The sequence below is a fragment of the Anoxybacter fermentans genome (genome assembly GCF_003991135.1).
Taxonomy (GTDB): domain Bacteria; phylum Bacillota; class Halanaerobiia; order DY22613; family DY22613; genus Anoxybacter; species Anoxybacter fermentans.
Genome location: NZ_CP016379.1, coordinates 1,448,435 through 1,466,443 on the forward strand (window position 1 = coordinate 1,448,435; position 18,009 = coordinate 1,466,443).

The following is an 18,009-nucleotide window of genomic DNA, read 5'->3' on the forward strand; positions in this document are numbered from 1 at the left end:
CTCATTCACATCTCTTATTCTACTACATCACATCAACTTTGTCAAGACCATTCTCTTAACTCTGTACTTTCAAAACTGCATACTGGGATCTTCGATAGATCAAGCCCTCGACCTATTAGTACCGGTCAGCTAAGGACATCACTGCCCTTACACCTCCGGCCTATCTACCTGGTAATCTTCCAGGGGTCTTACCTGATTAACTCAGCGGGATATCTAATCTTGAGGGTGGCTTCACGCTTAGATGCTTTCAGCGTTTATCCACTCCGCACATAGCTACCCAGCGGTGCCCCTGGCGGGACAACTGGTACACCAGCGGTGCGTCCATCCCGGTCCTCTCGTACTAGGGACAGATCCTCTCAAATATCCTACGCCCGCGGCGGATAGGGACCGAACTGTCTCACGACGTTCTGAACCCAGCTCGCGTACCGCTTTAATTGGCGAACAGCCAAACCCTTGGGACCTGCTTCAGCCCCAGGATGCGACGAGCCGACATCGAGGTGCCAAACCTCCCCGTCGATGTGAACTCTTGGGGGAGATAAGCCTGTTATCCCCGGGGTAACTTTTATCCGTTGAGCGACGGCAATTCCATCCTCTACCGCCGGATCACTAAGCCCTACTTTCGTACCTGCTCGACCTGTCTGTCTCGCAGTCAAGCTCCCTTCTGCCTTTACACTCTACGTGCGATTTCCGACCGCACTGAGGGAACCTTTGGGCGCCTCCGTTACCTTTTAGGAGGCGACCGCCCCAGTCAAACTGCCCACCTGACAATGTCCCAATACCGGATCACGGTATCTGGTTAGAATTCCAGCACAGCAAGAGTGGTATCCCACCGACGGCTCCACCAACACTGGCGTGCTGGCTTCTACACCTCCCACCTATCCTGTACATGCTGTACCAAAATCCAATATCAGGCTGCAGTAAAGCTCCACGGGGTCTTTCCGTCCTGCCGCGGGTAGTGAGCATCTTCACTCACACTACAATTTCGCCGAGTCCCCCGTTGAGACAGCGCCCAGGTCGTTACGCCATTCGTGCAGGTCGGAACTTACCCGACAAGGAATTTCGCTACCTTAGGACCGTTATAGTTACGGCCGCCGTTTACTGGGGCTTAAGTTCGATGCTTCGCCTCTAATGGCTAACATCTCCCCTTGACCTTCCAGCACCGGGCAGGCGTCAGCCCCTATACTTCGTCTTGCGACTTAGCAGAGACCTGTGTTTTTGGTAAACAGTCGCCTGGGCCTATTCTCTGCAACTCCTTTCGAATCCGCGGGCTCGCCGCTTCTCCTACTCGGAGCACTCCTTCTCCCGAAGTTACGGAGTCATTTTGCCGAGTTCCTTAACGGGGGTTCTCTCGCGCGCCTTAGGATTCTCTCCTCGCCCACCTGTGTCGGTTTGCGGTACGGGCGCCCATTGGCTCGCTAGCGGCTTTTCTCGGCAGCGGGGAATCAGCCACTTCGCCCCATTTCAGGGCTCCCCATCACACCTCAGAGTTAACAGCCGGACGGATTTGCCTATCCGGCCCTCCTACATGCTTGGACACAGTATTCCACCACTGTGCTGGCCTATCCTTCTGCGTCACCGCTTCGCTCAAACGCCAATTAGGCGGCATCGGAATCTCAACCGATTGTCCATCGCCTACGCCTTTCGGCCTCAGCTTAGGTCCCGGCTTACCCTGAGCGGACGAACCTTCCTCAGGAATCCTCAGGCTTTCGGCGGGGGAGATTCTCACTCCCCTTATCGCTACTCATACCGGCATTCTCTCTTCTATACGGTCCACCGCTCCTTACGGTACGGCTTCGCCCCGTATAGAATGCTCCCCTACCATCCGCTTACGCGAATCCGCAGCTTCGGCGACAGGCTTAGCCCCGGTACATTTTCGGCGCAGAACCACTCGACCAGTGAGCTATTACGCACTCTTTAAATGAATGGCTGCTTCTAAGCCAACATCCTGGTTGTCTATGCAGTCCCACATCCTTTCCCACTTAGCCTGTACTTGGGGGCCTTAGCTGGCGGTCTGGGCTGTTCCCCTCTCGACTATGAAGCTTATCCCACATAGTCTGACTCCCAGGCTCTTCGGTATCGGTGTTCGGAGTTTGAATGAGTTCGGTAACCTTTCAGGGCCCCTAGCTCAATCAGTGCTCTACCGCCGATACCTAACACCTGAGGCTAGCCCTAAAGCTATTTCGGGGAGAACCAGCTATCTCCAGGTTCGATTGGCTTTTCACCCCTATCCACAGCTCATCCCATGACTTTTCAACGTCAATGTGGTTCGGGCCTCCACAGACTCTTACACCTGCTTCACCCTGGCCATGGATAGATCACCTGGTTTCGGGTCTATGGCATGTAACTTGCGCCCTCTTCAGACTCGGTTTCCCTACGGCTTCGCCCCTTTCGGCTTAACCTCTACGCTACATGCCATAACTCGCCGGTCCGTTCTACAAAAAGTACGCGGTCAGACTTTCTAATAGTCCTCCCACTGCTTGTAGGCATACGGTTTCAGGTTCTATTTCACTCCCCTCCCGGGGTTCTTTTCACCTTTCCCTCACGGTACTTCTTCACTATCGGTCGCCAGGGAGTATTTAGCCTTCGGAGATGGTCCTCCTATCTTCCCACAGGGTTCCACGTGTCCCGTGGTACTCTGGATCCTCAACAGGGTCTTCAAGCCTTTCGCCTACAGGGCTCTCACCTTCTATGGCCTGCCTTCCCAGACAGTTCGGCTAGACTCTCAGTTTAACCCCTGACAGCGTGCAGACTGTCCGTTGAGGTCCTAAACCCCCATGTAGCAACGGCTGCACCCTTCTACACTACATGGGTTTGGGCTCCTCCCCTTTCGCTCGCCGCTACTCAGGGAATCGCTTTTGCTTTCTTCTCCTCGGGGTACTAAGATGTTTCAGTTCCCCCGCTTGCCCTCACACACCTATGCATTCAGTGTGTGATACCACAGCATTACCTGTGGTGGGTTACCCCATTCGGACATCCCCGGGTCTACGCTTGTTTGCAGCTCACCGGGGCTTTTCGCAGCTTACCACGTCCTTCGTCGGCTCCTGGCGCCTAGGCATCCACCGTATGCCCTTTACAGCTTGATCTATCTCGAACCCCAATATGCAGTTTTCAAAGTACAGAAATATGGTGGAGGTAAGCGGATTCGAACCGCTGACCCCCTGCTTGCAAGGCAGGTGCTCTCCCAACTGAGCTATACCCCCACACATATATTCCTTTCACATCTTTGGTGGGCCTAAGTGGACTCGAACCACTGACCTCACGCTTATCAGGCGTGCGCTCTAACCTGCTGAGCTATAGGCCCTTAACTTCTGAAAGGTTTATGACCTCTCAAAAGTGAACAGCAATCAGCTCTCTCTTCTCCTTAGAAAGGAGGTGATCCAGCCGCACCTTCCGGTACGGCTACCTTGTTACGACTTCACCCCCCTCACCAGACACACCTTTGGCGCCTCCCCCCTCATCGGTTAGGACAGCGACTTCTGGTGCATCCAACTCGGGTGGTGTGACGGGCGGTGTGTACAAGGCCCGGGAACGTATTCACCGCAGTATGCTGACCTGCGATTACTAGCGATTCCGGCTTCATGCAGGCGAGTTGCAGCCTGCAATCCGAACTGAGAGCTGCTTTTTGGGATTAGCTCCACCTCGCGGCTTCGCAACCCTTTGTACAGCCCATTGTAGCACGTGTGTAGCCCAGGGCATAAAGGGCATGATGATTTGACGTCATCCCCACCTTCCTCCGGTTTGTCACCGGCAGTCTCCTTAGAGTCCCCGGCTTTACCCGCTGGCAACTAAGGACAGGGGTTGCGCTCGTTGCGGGACTTAACCCAACATCTCACGACACGAGCTGACGACAACCATGCACCACCTGTCACCGTGTGGCTCAAAGAGCCAAACCCTGCTTTCACAGGTAGTCACGGGATGTCAAGCCCTGGTAAGGTTCTTCGCGTTGCTTCGAATTAAACCACATGCTCCACCGCTTGTGCGGGCCCCCGTCAATTCCTTTGAGTTTCAGTCTTGCGACCGTACTCCCCAGGCGGGATACTTATCGCGTTAGCTACAGCACTGAGGGTATCTAAACCCCCAACACTTAGTATCCATCGTTTACGGCGTGGACTACCGGGGTATCTAATCCCGTTCGCTCCCCACGCTTTCGCGCCTCAGCGTCAGGTACAGGCCAGAGAGCCGCCTTCGCCACCGGTGTTCTTCCTGATATCTACGCATTTCACCGCTACACCAGGAATTCCACTCTCCTCTCCTGACCTCTAGTCCGGCAGTTTCAAACGCAGCCCACTGGTTAAGCCAGTGTATTTCACATTTGACTTACCAGACCGCCTACGCGCCCTTTACGCCCAGTAATTCCGGACAACGCTCGCTCCCTACGTATTACCGCGGCTGCTGGCACGTAGTTAGCCGGAGCTTTCTTATGAGGTACCGTCAAACCGCACATCTCTTAAACATGCGGCCTTTCTTCCCTCATGACAGGGCTTTACGTTCCGAAGAACTTCTTCACCCACGCGGCGTTGCTCCGTCAGGGTTTCCCCCATTGCGGAATATTCCCCACTGCTGCCTCCCGTAGGAGTCTGGGCCGTGTCTCAGTCCCAGTGTGGCCGTACACCCTCTCAGGCCGGCTACCCATCGTCGCCTTGGTGAGCCGTTACCTCACCAACTAGCTAATGGGACGCGGGCTCATCTCCGATCGGCAGCTTAACGCCACCTTTCCTTCCAGGAACATGCGCCCCCGGAAGCTCATCCGGTATTAGCCCACCTTTCGGTGGGTTATCCCCGTTTCGGAGGTAGATTACCCACGCGTTACTCACCCGTCCGCCACTGCCTGACTTCCAACTTCAGCCCGAAGGCCTCCGTCAGAGCAGGCCGTTCGACTTGCATGTGTTAGGCACGCCGCCAGCGTTCGTCCTGAGCCAGGATCAAACTCTCCAAACAAAATCTATCTTAAGCACTTTAAAGTGCTTAGTTTCCTTAACTCAAAGGAAATCTTCTGGCTGATTGCTGTTCACTTTTCAAAGGTCATTTTTTCTGTCGCTTATTGTCACAACATTTGATATTGTATCATTTATTGTCACGCTTGTCAAGAGGTTTTTCGAATTTTTTTAAGCCAAATTCTCTTTTTAAAATTCAAAACTCTTTTCGAGCGACAATTTGTATTTTACTAAATCACTTATGGAATGTCAAGAATTATTTTTATGACCCTTGATTAGCTCATCACATCCTGTGATGAAACAATTCTTTTCAATCTCACTAAAATAGTTTAACGAAAAATTTCAATAACGCTCAAAATTAGCAGTTTAATCATATTCTAGATTATGAAAAAATCAATAATTCAAAATGATACTTCGTTAAATTAGCGTTTTATATGGTAACAAATTATTTTGATTGTGTCAAGAAGTTTTTCTCGTCAATCTCAAAAGGTATAATACAAAAAAAATAGTTAAATTTAAAAAGATAAACCCTGCAAAAACTGCAGGGTTTTAAAAGTCAATATTATTTTAAATTCTCAGGGTTTAAGCTTTCTAACTCTTTCACTACAAATCGTCCATCTTTACGAATCAGACGACCATCAAAGTAAATCTCACCGCCGCCGTATTCGGGACGCTGGATACAAACTAAATCCCAGTGAATCGCTGAACGGTTTCCATTGTCACATTCATCATAAGTACCGCCCGGTGTGAAGTGAAAACTTCCATTAATCTTTTCATCAAAGAGTGTATCCTTCATGGGGTTTAGAATATATGGATTTACACCCAACGCAAATTCACCTATATACCTTGCTCCTTCATCAGTATCGAATATTTTATTAATTCTTTCAGTGTCATTAGCCTCTGCTTTTATAATCTTACCATCTTTAAATTCCAATCTTATATTTTCGAAGGTAAAACCCTGATAGACGGCTGGAACATTATATGTAATAACTCCGTTCACCGAATCTCTAACAGGTGCTGTAAAGATTTCTCCATCAGGAATATTGCGTTTACCATCACATTTTACACTCTTTATTCCAGCAATACTAAATGTCAAATCAGTCCCTGGACCAATGATCCTGACTTCGTCTGTCTTATCCATCAGTTCAATCAAGTTATCCATCGCTTTAGACATCTTTGCATAATCCAAATTACAGACATTAAAATAGAAATCCTCAAAAGCTTCAGTACTCATATTCGCTAATTGAGCCATCGAATCGTTAGGATAACGCAACACGCACCATTTGGTTTTTGGTACTCTGATATCAAAATGGACTGGCTTATTAAAATATTCCATATAAAGATTCATTTTATCTCCAGGAATATCTGCCCACTGGTTGACATTTTTACCGGCTCGAATACCAATATAAGCATCCATATCCTTCATCCGTTCTGCTTCATAATGTGCCATCATTTCCATCTGTTCTTTAGTGGCACCTTTCAGAATTTCTCTCCAAAGAACCCTATCTTTTGTAGTTAAGAAAGGCATTCCTCCTACTTCGTAAACTTTTCTAATCAATTCCCGTGCAAGAGGAACTTCCCCGCCAATCACTTCAATTAAAATTTTCTCTCCTGGCTGTAATTCAACAGAATAGTCTATTAAATTTTCAGCCAGTTTCTTAACTCTTGGATCGCGCATTTAAACCACTCCTTATTTTATTTTCATATCTATAATTATATCACAATTTGGGTTATAAAGATATTTGAATTCAAATTTTTGGATTAAAATTAAATAACATCCCAACCATAGGGATGTTATTTTAAGGCAAAAAACCTATGATTAAACTACAAAAAGCTAATTTTGAGCCGCTATAGAAATTTTTCGTTTAACCATCTTAGTGAGATTGAAAGAGAAATAATACCTCATCACAATATATGTTAAACCAATCCAGGGTCAAAAACCATGGATTACACTGAAATCGAATTTTAGATGATTCGAAATTTTTAAAGTAAAAAATTAGCTTTTTACAGTAAAATCATCTATTTATTGATATGTTTCCATATAACTACCAGGAAAAAGTTCTTCTGTATCTGGTAAAAAAGCCTCTTTAGTATAACGCGACTTTGGATTCCAAAGAAGCCATTCCTCAATACCCAGATCATAAAGTGCTTTAATCTGTTCTCTGACTTCACTAACATCATAGTAATATTTTAAAGAAAAGTCTTGTAACCAGGGTCGGAAACGAACACGATGATTTTCTCCAAGACGGTTTATAGCATTTTTCATACTATAATAAACAGTTTCGTACGGCGCTGCTTCCGGAATAGGTAAGTTAAAAACACCATTAGCATAATGGGAAGGATAAATCATCGGTGAGATAATATCTACTACTTCACTGATAGTCTCCAGTTTTTGTCCAATTCCCAAATCATCTTTAGCAAAAGTTACAGCACCGAAAACATCTGCAGAAATAGGTGCATTATATTCTGCTAATTCTGATTTAGCATAATTCAAAAATGATATAATAGCTTTTTCTTTGGACATCTCTCTTTGCTGAACAACCTGAATTGTACCATTACCCAGGGCAGGGAAACGTACATAATCATACTGAATTTCATCAAACCCGAGTTCTAAAGCTTCCCTGGCCAACTTAACAAGATAATCCCAATTTTCCTTCTGATAAGGACTAATCCAATTTAAATCTCGCCAGGTCTTCTCACCATTTGTTAAAAGTAAAGCTCGATCCCTTTTTGCTCTGGCAAGAACCGGGTCTTTAAAAGCAACGATCCTCCCTATAAGATAAATGTTCTCCTTTTTCAAGCGAGTGATTAGAGCACTAATATTTTTAATTTTTTTTCGATTTGCTTTTATCTGAGACGCCTCAGGTACAGAACTTAAATAACTCACTGTTCCGGTACTATCTTTGATATCAACTACAAAGGCGTTAATCTCAGTCTTTTTTACCAGCTCAATAAATTCATTCATTTTATCATCCAAACCAGCAACCCATCCGGTAATATAAAGACCCTTAACTTTAAAAAAATCTTTTTTTATAGGTAATTTAAGTTTATTAAATTTAAGGCTATACTCCTTTGATTTAAATTCTTCATTAATTAGAGGAAAATTTATAACTGAAAGTTGAATTTTTCCACAATATTTTATTTCTCGATTATATTTATAAGTAGCTGATACATTTCCTAAAATCACAATTAAACTAATAATAACTAACATAATAATAACCGTGTATCTTTTGCCCACTAATATCACTCCTGGTACAATTAATTAAGCAGTAAAATCATTAATATATATTTACTTCTGAACCAATAAAAGATTCTCCTGCTGGTAAATTTATCAATGATTCGGCAGAACTATTTATATCCAAAAATAAAAAAGGATGAGATAAATATCCCATCCTTTTTACATCAGATTTTAATATTATATTAATCTTTAGCAAAATATAATTGACAATGACACATTCCATCCTGTTCTATTTCTTCTTTATGCCATTTGCAAGGACAGATTTTAGCTCGATCTTCTTCTGGATTACCGCTTAACATCCGACAGGGGCAATACCGTTTACCATATAGAGCTTTGTTCCGGGCCAATCCTTCTAAAACTGCATTTAAAATCTCTTCATTTGGATTCAATTTATACCCTGCACGAGCAGCATATTTTTCAGCAAACTCCCGGGTCTCTGGAATTAGATCCTTATAATTTTCAGACATCCTTATAGCCCCCTCCCTTTAAAGATGACGGTTAATAACAGACTTAAGATTATCTTTACTTGTAAAACCTATAACCTGATCTACAGGTTTACCATCTTTGAAAAAGATTATTGTAGGAATTGCAGAAATCTGATATCTGTGAGCAGTAGCAATGTTTTCATCCACATTTAATTTACAAACTTTTACATCCTCAACTTCGTTACTAATCTGCTCAACGATGGGAGCAATCATTCTACAAGGACCGCACCATTCTGCCCAGAAATCAACCATTACTAGCCCATCATGATTTAATACTTCACTCTCCCAGTTAGCATCTGTTACATTAATAATATTTTTCATCTCACAATCCCTCCATATTTTAAATTTTATTTTACCAGATCTAAGTCCCCTTTATACCCGGGGGGTGTATCTGTTAATATTATAATCCATTTTCTCTGAAAATGCAAGTCATTTTCAATTTTTTTATTACTCTTTTTTTGCAATCAATAAATCTCTGGTAATCGAAGAATCGACCACATGTTCCAGGTTGTCTAGAGGTTCTGAATGTAATACTTTAAGCCCGCTATCAGCAACTATCTTTTCCAACTGCGGTCTTGGCAGAATTCGTACATTCCAGGATAGGGCAATTACTCCACCCGGTCGGAGGAGTTTAATCCATGCTGGTAAAGCATCTTTGACTAATTTTTTCGGATTACGGGTCAAACTTCCCTGGTTGGTAGGACTTCCATGTTGTACCCCGTAAGGTAAATCACCAATAATAGCACAAAAATATTCCTTTTTAAAATATCTATCTGCATATCTAGTATCATCCTGTACTACATCAATAGTTACAATATTGTTATTTTTGTAATCCTCTTTTGTTGGAGCCGCCTCAAATGTAAATCTCTTGCCAACTATCCGCCCTTTCCTACGAACTTTACTCTGTTCCAGTTTATGTTTATAATGTTTCTCAATCAAATATCTCTTTAAAAAGGTCATCATGGCATGAGTTGACTTTTTACTTGCTTCAACTCCATAAACATTATATCCATAAATTAAACCTTGAAAAAGAGTCGTTCCCCGTCCAGCAACAGGGTCTAAGATAGGTAATCGTTGAGTAAAATTTGGTGCATAGTCACTACAAAAAATTGCAATATTAAGCATCATTTTGGTAAAATCTTCATTGGTCTTACCGGTGTATTTAAGAATTGAAATAATATCATCATCAAAATATTTTTCTTCATCAATTACTAACGGTCGTAAAGTTACTTCTTGAGTGGGGAGGATTTCAAATAAACTATAAAGAGAGGAGAGACGTGAAAAATATTTTAACTCTTTATCCCCAATTTCTTCATCAGTAACAAAAGTGATGTAATCCACCCCACCTATTTTTTCCAATTGAAAATCCCGATAGTTTTGATTAAGAACCATTTGATCCAGAATCTTAATCTCATTAATCATCAATTTTTTCGATGATTCAAAAAATACTTTGTTAAATGATGGTTTTATTAAAACTCCGTATTTCTTCAATATCATTCTCCCCCTTTTTTCGACGATTAATGTTTATATACTTTCACTATTTTTTGCTTGATTCCTTTCTAAAAAATAAAATAATAGACCAAAATCAGCTACAAAAAGCTAATTTTTCGCCTCATAAAGAAATTTTTCGAACCATTTAAAGTTCGATTTCAGTCGAAATAAGGCACACTAATCAATGGATCCTTATGGCCCTTGATTAGCTCATCACATCCTCATATAAAGCCATTCTTTTCAAGTTCACCAAGAGGGCTTAACGAAAATTTCTATGGCACTCAAAATTAGCTTTTTGCAGTTTAATCATAACAAACTTTATTTGCTATAGCTGCATATCTAATTCTGGTCAGGTATGAACTGAAATATAATACTCAGAAATAATAGCCACCGTCATAACTCCATAGGGAGAGAATTTTTAAATCATAATATCCCTAAGGTCAGTCTGTGCTACTTTAACAACTTCAACACAATCTAAATTACACTCAAAAGCTTCACAGAGCACATGACTTCCCAAAATCAAATCTTTAAACATGGCCCATCTCCTCTAGTTAAAATTCTTCTTTATTTATTATCACCTATTTCAAAATAAAAAAATCGGCAAATAGTAATTAAGCCGATTTTTATAACTTATAATTTTTAGTTCGGGATATCCATTTCTACAAAATCCCAATAGGATAACTCTACTTTTTTAACATCTCGCTCTTTTATCCAGTTGAGAATCTTTTCTACCTCATGTTTAATTGGAATTCCAACTAATTTAAAATGAGGAATCACTATATCAACAATTATAGATTCAGGAAATCCACCCTTTTCCAGAAGAAGGTAACGATATTTTTCCAGGTATTTATTAATCATTTTAACTGCATTGTTATAAGCCATATAAAAGTCAATTAAAAGTTCTTTTTGCCTTATAATATTTTCTTTAAATATCAAAACTACCGGTTCTAAATCAAAATCTTTACTATCTGCGAGGAGAATATCTCCCAATTTTGTCAGAACCGTCGCCAGGGGTCGGGAAGAAAAGCAGTTGGCAATTGTCCAATCCGCAAAAGTTTCATCCTAATCAGAATCTGCGGTACACTTACCTTTCTTACATTCACTTCTTTCCCAGATATAATTGTATCCACCACATATTCAATAACTGTATTGAATGAAAGACCCATCTCTACATTTTCTAAGTCCTCTAATCCAGTAATTCTCGAATTCTTAACTGCAAAAAGCAAAAAACAGCTTTCAATGACAGATACTGCTTTTACCTTCAAACCATTGCTGTTTAGAAAATAAACTGCTAAAAGGTCACTTATCGCACTATTCAATTGCCTGATCTGTGAAGCAACGTCCTGGTCTTTGGCACTTTTAAAAAGAATTAGTTCCAGGTTGAGATTTTGTTCAGTAAAATATCCTTCTTCCTGAGCTACAATAATTGGTGAAATACCGATATCAGGCAATAAACTAATTTTTAAACTCTAATTTTAGGGTTTTTAATAGTCCAGTCATAATCTATAAGTAGAACTGACATCAATACAATAATCAAAAAAAAACAATGCCCCAGCGTTTTATGATAATCCCCTCCTTTATTTTTCAGACCCGTTATGAAATAAAAAAACGCCATCTGTCACAAACAGATGACTTATTGTAAAATACAAGCACAAATCCTTACCTGGATTTGTGCTTTTTATGTTACACAAAACAATAGTACCGGAATTATCCTTGAAGCATTTCTAAAAACGCCTGAATGCGTGTCTTTAACTGACCTGTATCACTATCACTATAATCACTTTCAATCTGAATTACAGGAATCCCTTCCGCTTTCAATGCTTTAGAAATCTTTCTATATTCCATATTATAAGTCTGACAGAACTGTAAATTATAATATATTACTCCATCAACCTGATATTCTTTCGCCAAACGCAATACATCATCAATACGTTCATTATTTGGGGTAAAACATGCACAATTGATACCCATTGCTCTCTGGGCCAGGCTGGCTAATTGCTCATCTAAATTTCGACCCTCTTCGGGTACTTGCTGTTCAAAATATCGAGTACCAGTACAGGATTCTTCACATACAACAATACCACCACTTGTTTCAATCAGATGATGAATTTTCCAATGGGGCAAAGGCATTGGAGTACCAGTAATCATAATCCGCGGTGTTCCCTTAGATACCACACCTTTTCCTTCTTTGACCCTCTGCTCCAGTTCTTCGCAGAGAGTGGTAACCTTTTCAATAAATCTCTCAGGTTTATCAAAAAAAGCTAGTTGAGTAATTAACAATACATCCTTACCACTAATTGGGGCAGGATCAACTTTCCGGGTATTATAAAGTCTTTGCAGAACAGACCGTTTTTTATTGATTAGCTCAATAGCAGCCGCTAAATTTTCACTATCAATCGTTCTACCGCTTTTGTTCTCTATATATTCCTTAAATCTCTTGATTTCCGCTTCCCAAAGTTTTTGACTGGCTTTCGTCTTTTGCTGGGGCAATTCCATGACATAAGTAGGGATGTATTCATTAAGTAACTCCCAGGCTTTTTTCTTTCCATCACAGGTCGTTTCGCCCACAACAAAGTCAGAAACTTCAAAATATGGACAGATTTTTTCCAATTTAAAACCAACAGAAGCTTTGACCAGAGGACAAAGATCACGCGGAAGCACTTTTTCTGCTGCTGGAATTGGAAACTGAGCTCCGGCACAGAGACCAATACTGGAACCCCCGGCAGCAATGATCAGTTCTTCGGGCACGAAAACGCAAAAAGATGAAACCACAAGGTTCCCATTTTTCTTTTCATTTACCAATTCTTCGACCCGGAGTCCGTGTATTTCGCTAACCACAAAATCAAAATATTCCATAGCCCGGGGACGGTTCTTCTGATTAATAAATAAATCTTCATATAAACCTGGTACAGGTGCTAAAAATTCATCGTGTCTCTCCAAATCCATCCCCAACTCTTTCCACATTTGATAGTAATCTCCCATCTTTTCTCCTCCTTTTGGTAGACTTTTATTATGTAAAAATATCATTATAACCAAAACTATATTGCTTGATAATATTCTTTCGCCAATAATGCAGCACCCAAAGCTCCAACCAACTGGGGAGTTTTTGGAATTTTCAAAGGAAAGCCAAATTTTTTTTCCAAAGCTTTAACAACCCCCAAATTTTTCGCCACTCCTCCCGTCATAGCAACAGGAAATGAAATCTTTACTTTTTTAGCCAGTTCCATTACCCGATTGGCAACGGACTCACAAAGGCCAGCAATGATATCCTCCTGAGCAACTCCTTCGTGAATATATGTAATAATCTCTGATTCAGCAAACACAGTACACACACTACTGAGAGAAACTCTTTGCTTAGCCATTTTTGCCAGCTTTCCCATCTCATCCAGAGTCAAATCCATAGTCAGTGCCATCATTTCAAGAAATCTACCTGTTCCTGCAGCACATTTATCATTCATGGAAAAATCAAGCACCCTGCCTTTTTCATCAAGGCGAATCACTTTACTATCCTGCCCACCAATATCCACCAACCCTCTTATCTCTGGAAATAAATAATGTGCACCGCGGGCATGACATGTAATTTCAGTGATTTTCTTTTGAGCAAACTCGATATTATTTCTTCCATATCCGGTACCTACCACAAACTTTACCTGACTTTTATCTATCCCAACATTATCAAGAATATTTTGAAATAGTTTATAGGCATTTTTTTTACATTCTACTCCCGTTTTTAAAAGCCCAGTAGAAATTATTTTCCCCTCCGTATCAATAATAACTCCCTTACAAGTTCTAGATCCAACATCAATGCCAGCAAAATAAATACTCATTAATTGTTTCACTCTCCTATAACAACATTCGAAAAACCCTCGAGAAAGCTTAGTTTTCGTCTAATTTTCATAATGATCTAATGAATTTCATAAATTTTCTTTATAATTAGTATAACATTGTTTTATAGTAGTGTCAAGTTGATTTTAAAACTGCAAAAAGCTAATTTTGAGCGCCATTAAACTTTTAGTGAACTTAAAAGAGAAATAAGACCTCATCACAACAATCCATTCGGTCAAAGATCCATGGATATATTCAATTTATAAAAAACTTCTGAATCCAAAATTAAATATTTTTTAAATCAAAAAAGTGCAGGCCTTCAAAGCCTGCACCGTCCTGATACAGTATAACTATTCAATCCAGCAATCGACTCCCTGAGTACTAATTAATCTTTGAAACTTTTGTAAATCTTTTGGATTAATTTCTAAATCTTTTTCCATGGTGTACTCTCTACCTAACTCACGATATTTTTCTGCACCCATTGTATGATATGGCAACAAACGTATCTTTGAAATATTTAATTTTTTGCACAATCCAGCAACATAACACATCATTTCTTCAGAATCATTTACACCCGGAATTACAGGTATGCTAATAATGATTTTTGCCGAAGCCACTTCTGCTAAACGTCTTAAATTTTCTAAAATGACTTTATTTGTCTGACCTGTGACCTTTTTATGAAGTTTCGGATCATGACATTTGAAGTCAAAGTAATAGAAATCAAATTTGTCGATAAAATCTTCCACCTGATCCCAATTGAAAAATCCACAGGTCTCAATCCCTACAGATAAACCTATCGCTTCGGATTTTGACAAAAACTCCCGGACAAATTCCGGTTGTGCAAAAGGTTCTCCTCCCGAAAAGGTAACACCACCTTCAGAATTTCTATAAAAGAGGGAATTGGTTTTTATTTTTTGAAATAGGTCTTCTACCAACCAGAGTTCACCAGCAAATTTGATGGCCCTGGCAATACAGGCCTTTTCACATTCTCTGCTTTGACAGAAACGGCAAATTTCTCTTTGAAAGTCAGGATAACCTTCTCTGTCAATAGAAATAGCACCATTAGGACATAGAGAAAAACATCTCTGGCATTGCTTACATAAAGATCTGCTATGCATTAATTCAGGGTGAAAGACCTGCCCCTCTGGATTGGCACACCAGCGACACCGCAAGGGACAGCCTTTCAAAAAAACCGTAGTACGGATTCCTGGTCCATCCTGTACTGAAAAATCCTGAATATTAAAGATCATTCCCATCTTATTCACAGTATTTTCCTGGGTTTGGGTGCTCATCTGATTTCCTCCTTGAAAAGTGAACTTTTAAAACTGCTGTTCTGTTCTCCGGATAATTTCATCCTGGATCGATTTACCCAGTTCTACAAAGAATGCACTGAAGCCTGCTACCCTAACAATTAAATCACGATAGTTTTCTGGATGTTTTTGCGCATCTCTTAACATATCGCTATCGACAACATTAAATTGAATCTGGAACCCGAGAGTATCGAAATAGGTTTTGATCAGATTGAGCAGTTTCTTTGAACCTTGAATACCCTTCAGTGAAGAAGGATGAAATTTCATATTATGCAATCCACCGCGAATTCTGGTATGATCGATCTTTCCGGCAGAAAGCAGAACTGCAATTGGCCCATTTTTATCTGTACCTGGAAATGGTGAAGTTACCCCATCACAGAGTGTTTCTCCCGCATGTCTTCCATCAGGTGTTGCACCACATACTTTACCAAATGGCGCATGGGTACTGATGGCCAGCATGGATGGATCATAAGGTTCTCCCAGATAGTTTTTCTGCTGTGATACATAATCACAGTAGGTATTAAAGAGTTCTTCGTAAATACTATCCACATAATCATCATTGTTACCCCACTTGGGCACATCCATAACTTTTCTATAGAGTTCTTCATGACCTTCCCAATTATCTTCAAGAGCTTTTCTCAATTCATCCATTGTAACAACTTTTTCCTCATTAATAAGTTTTTTAACTACAGCTAAAGAGTTGACCACATTTACCATACCACTGCTTAATGTTGTCGGTGTTCCATTGTGAATGGCCCCACCATCATCTAAAGACAGACCTCTTTCAACACAGTCACGAACCAGAACCGAACAGTAAATTAAATTACAGGTTTGACGATGAGCAGCCATGACATAGTTCCAATACCGCTGCCAGTTACGGATTGCATTTTTCAAATGGAATTTATATGCATCCAGTAGTTCTTCATAGTTGGTTGGAACTTTAGTTTTATCAAATAGAATACCTGTACGTGGGTCAACTCCACCATAAAGAGCCAGTTCCAACAGTTTTGCATGGTTAATAAAGCCAGCCTGAACAATACCATAACTCATACCTTCCAGTGTCGGTTCTGTACACCCGCCCATTGCGGCATACTTACGGATCACCGGTAAGGGGAGTCCACTTTTTTGCAACTCATGCTGAATGTAAATTTTCATATTAAACCAGGCAGGAAAACCGCATCCTGTTTTCACACACTCTACAGCTTTTAAGAGGAATTCTTCACTAAGAGAGTCATCATACCAGATTGAGAGAGTGGGTTGCGTAGTTTGACAATTGATAGCTGCCTGTAAAATCAACATAGAGAGCTCATTATCTCCCCTATGGCCTTTTTCGTCCACTCCACCTATTATCATATTCTGGAATAGATTTCCAGAACCAAGACCTTCCCACGAGAAGGAAGCAACGTATTCGATCTCGGTCATTTTTACACGCAAAGCTTCCAAAAGTTCTAAAACTTCCTCATCAGTAATATTGCCTGCTTCTTTATCCCGTTTGTAGAAGGGATACATGTAGCGATCAAAACGTCCTGGAGAATAGCCTAAATGCGCACCTTCGATATGGCCAGCAAGGTAGATGAACCAAAAAGCCTGCATCGCATCTTTAAAATCCCGGGGTGGGTTTGCTGGGACATATTCACACCGTTCAGCTATCTCCAGCAATTCTGCTCTGCGAGCAGGGTCTTTTTCTTCTTCTGCAAGTTCACGGGCTTTTTTAGCATAGTTGCTGGCCCATTTAATTGTAGCTTCCAGGACTCTAATTCCAGCACGCCAGAAATAAATCTTTTCCGCAGATTTATAGTCAGTAACTTCAGTTTCTTTAATTTTCCTTTTCATACGTTCAATGATTTTGTTAAACCCCTGGTTAAGGGCAGTCTCAAAATCTAAAACAAATCTACCTTCAGGAGCTGGATCATGTGGTGCAGTATATAGTCCGACCTGCCAGCCCTTTTCGATGTAATCAGCTTTTTCAAAGGAGGTTTTCCAGAATGCATCACCCACATCCTGCATACATTTACCCTGGAAATATTCTGCACACTCTTTTAAAACTTCTTTATCCTCTTTAGGAAGGAGAAATTTCTTTCCAAAAATTTCGTAATCGCCACTGGCTGCCATTTCTCTGACTTTAGCAATACCGCCCCCAGTTCCTACATCAGTAACCTTATCCTGAGCTTCTGCTTCTTCATTTGCAAACTCTCTTAAAATATAACTGCTGGCATAATTACAGTATGGAATGGCACCGCGGACAAATCTGGTTTTGCTTCCGACAAAAAGCTCCCCTTCTCTAATGACTGGTGTAAGTCTTTCAAGTGCATATGCATGACATTCTGCTCTTCTTTCTAAAACATTCATTCCATCAGTCTTTTTATGGGCTTCGGTATAGTATTTGATATATTCTACATCAATCATGAGAGGTGCAGAAAGATAGCGATCACGCATAAGTTTGACGCGTTCTGTTGAGGGAGTGCCTCTAACCTCGCGGGGTTCAAAAACATTTTGTCCACAACAATTATTCATATGATATTACCTCCTTTATTTTGTCAATTCATATAAAATTGAACTTTCTAAATATTGTTCCTATCCTACTCTTTCGGCACCAATCTCGCATTCCCTTCTTTTTTTCTATAATAGAACATAAACAGTTTTAAATTTGTTTTAATGTTAATATTTGTATTGTGGAATCCTCGCTTAAATGAAAAGGGCATCTTTAGCCTGACTGCAATATAGTT

11 protein-coding genes, 2 tRNA genes and 2 rRNA genes are annotated in these 18,009 nt (G+C 41.0%); all 15 read right to left on the minus strand.

Annotated elements, in window-relative coordinates:
- Nucleotides 1-95: 95 nt before the first annotated feature.
- Nucleotides 96-3,083, minus strand: a 23S ribosomal RNA gene (locus BBF96_RS06475).
- Between the two features lie 41 nt (nucleotides 3,084-3,124).
- Nucleotides 3,125-3,200: transfer RNA gene (locus BBF96_RS06480), tRNA-Ala, on the minus strand.
- Nucleotides 3,201-3,224: 24 nt separating this feature from the next.
- Nucleotides 3,225-3,301, minus strand: a tRNA-Ile gene (locus BBF96_RS06485).
- Nucleotides 3,302-3,365: 64 nt separating this feature from the next.
- Nucleotides 3,366-4,938, minus strand: a 16S ribosomal RNA gene (locus tag BBF96_RS06490).
- Together the 16S and 23S rRNA genes with 2 tRNA genes alongside form the textbook arrangement of a ribosomal RNA operon.
- 558 nt (nucleotides 4,939-5,496) lie before the next feature.
- Complete coding sequence (locus BBF96_RS06495) at nucleotides 5,497-6,612, minus strand: aminopeptidase (RefSeq protein ID WP_127016384.1); 1,116 nt, start codon at nucleotides 6,610-6,612, stop codon at nucleotides 5,497-5,499.
- 345 nt (nucleotides 6,613-6,957) lie between these two features.
- Nucleotides 6,958-8,172 carry a putative glycoside hydrolase gene (locus BBF96_RS06500; protein ID WP_127016385.1) on the minus strand — a complete coding sequence of 405 codons (1,215 nt, stop codon included), beginning with the start codon at nucleotides 8,170-8,172 and terminating at the stop codon, nucleotides 6,958-6,960.
- A 182-nt stretch (nucleotides 8,173-8,354) separates the two neighbouring features.
- Complete coding sequence (locus tag BBF96_RS06505) at nucleotides 8,355-8,639, minus strand: ferredoxin-thioredoxin reductase catalytic domain-containing protein (RefSeq protein ID WP_127016386.1); 285 nt, start codon at nucleotides 8,637-8,639, stop codon at nucleotides 8,355-8,357.
- 18 nt (nucleotides 8,640-8,657) lie between these two features.
- On the minus strand, nucleotides 8,658-8,978 hold the full coding sequence (trxA, locus tag BBF96_RS06510) for a thioredoxin (protein ID WP_127016387.1): 321 nt from the start codon (nucleotides 8,976-8,978) through the stop codon (nucleotides 8,658-8,660).
- A 126-nt stretch (nucleotides 8,979-9,104) separates the two neighbouring features.
- On the minus strand, nucleotides 9,105-10,148 hold the full coding sequence (locus BBF96_RS06515) for a TRM11 family SAM-dependent methyltransferase (RefSeq protein ID WP_127016388.1): 1,044 nt from the start codon (nucleotides 10,146-10,148) through the stop codon (nucleotides 9,105-9,107).
- A 639-nt stretch (nucleotides 10,149-10,787) separates the two neighbouring features.
- Entirely contained in the window at nucleotides 10,788-11,138 is a 351-nt protein-coding gene (locus BBF96_RS06520; RefSeq protein WP_127016389.1) for a hypothetical protein, read from the minus strand.
- A gap of 5 nt (nucleotides 11,139-11,143) precedes the next feature.
- Nucleotides 11,144-11,599: an ABC transporter substrate-binding protein gene (locus tag BBF96_RS06525; protein WP_164730931.1), complete on the minus strand. Its 456-nt coding sequence runs from the start codon at nucleotides 11,597-11,599 to the stop codon at nucleotides 11,144-11,146.
- Nucleotides 11,600-11,855: 256 nt separating this feature from the next.
- Nucleotides 11,856-13,130: a double-cubane-cluster-containing anaerobic reductase gene (locus tag BBF96_RS06530; protein ID WP_127016391.1), complete on the minus strand. Its 1,275-nt coding sequence runs from the start codon at nucleotides 13,128-13,130 to the stop codon at nucleotides 11,856-11,858.
- 56 nt (nucleotides 13,131-13,186) lie between these two features.
- Nucleotides 13,187-13,975, minus strand: coding sequence for an acyl-CoA dehydratase activase (locus BBF96_RS06535; RefSeq protein ID WP_127016392.1), 789 nt, complete (start codon nucleotides 13,973-13,975; stop codon nucleotides 13,187-13,189).
- A gap of 348 nt (nucleotides 13,976-14,323) precedes the next feature.
- Entirely contained in the window at nucleotides 14,324-15,265 is a 942-nt protein-coding gene (locus BBF96_RS06540) for a glycyl-radical enzyme activating protein (RefSeq protein WP_127016393.1), read from the minus strand.
- Nucleotides 15,266-15,292: 27 nt separating this feature from the next.
- Nucleotides 15,293-17,797: a glycyl radical protein gene (locus BBF96_RS06545; RefSeq protein ID WP_127016394.1), complete on the minus strand. Its 2,505-nt coding sequence runs from the start codon at nucleotides 17,795-17,797 to the stop codon at nucleotides 15,293-15,295.
- Nucleotides 17,798-18,009 lie beyond the last annotated feature (212 nt).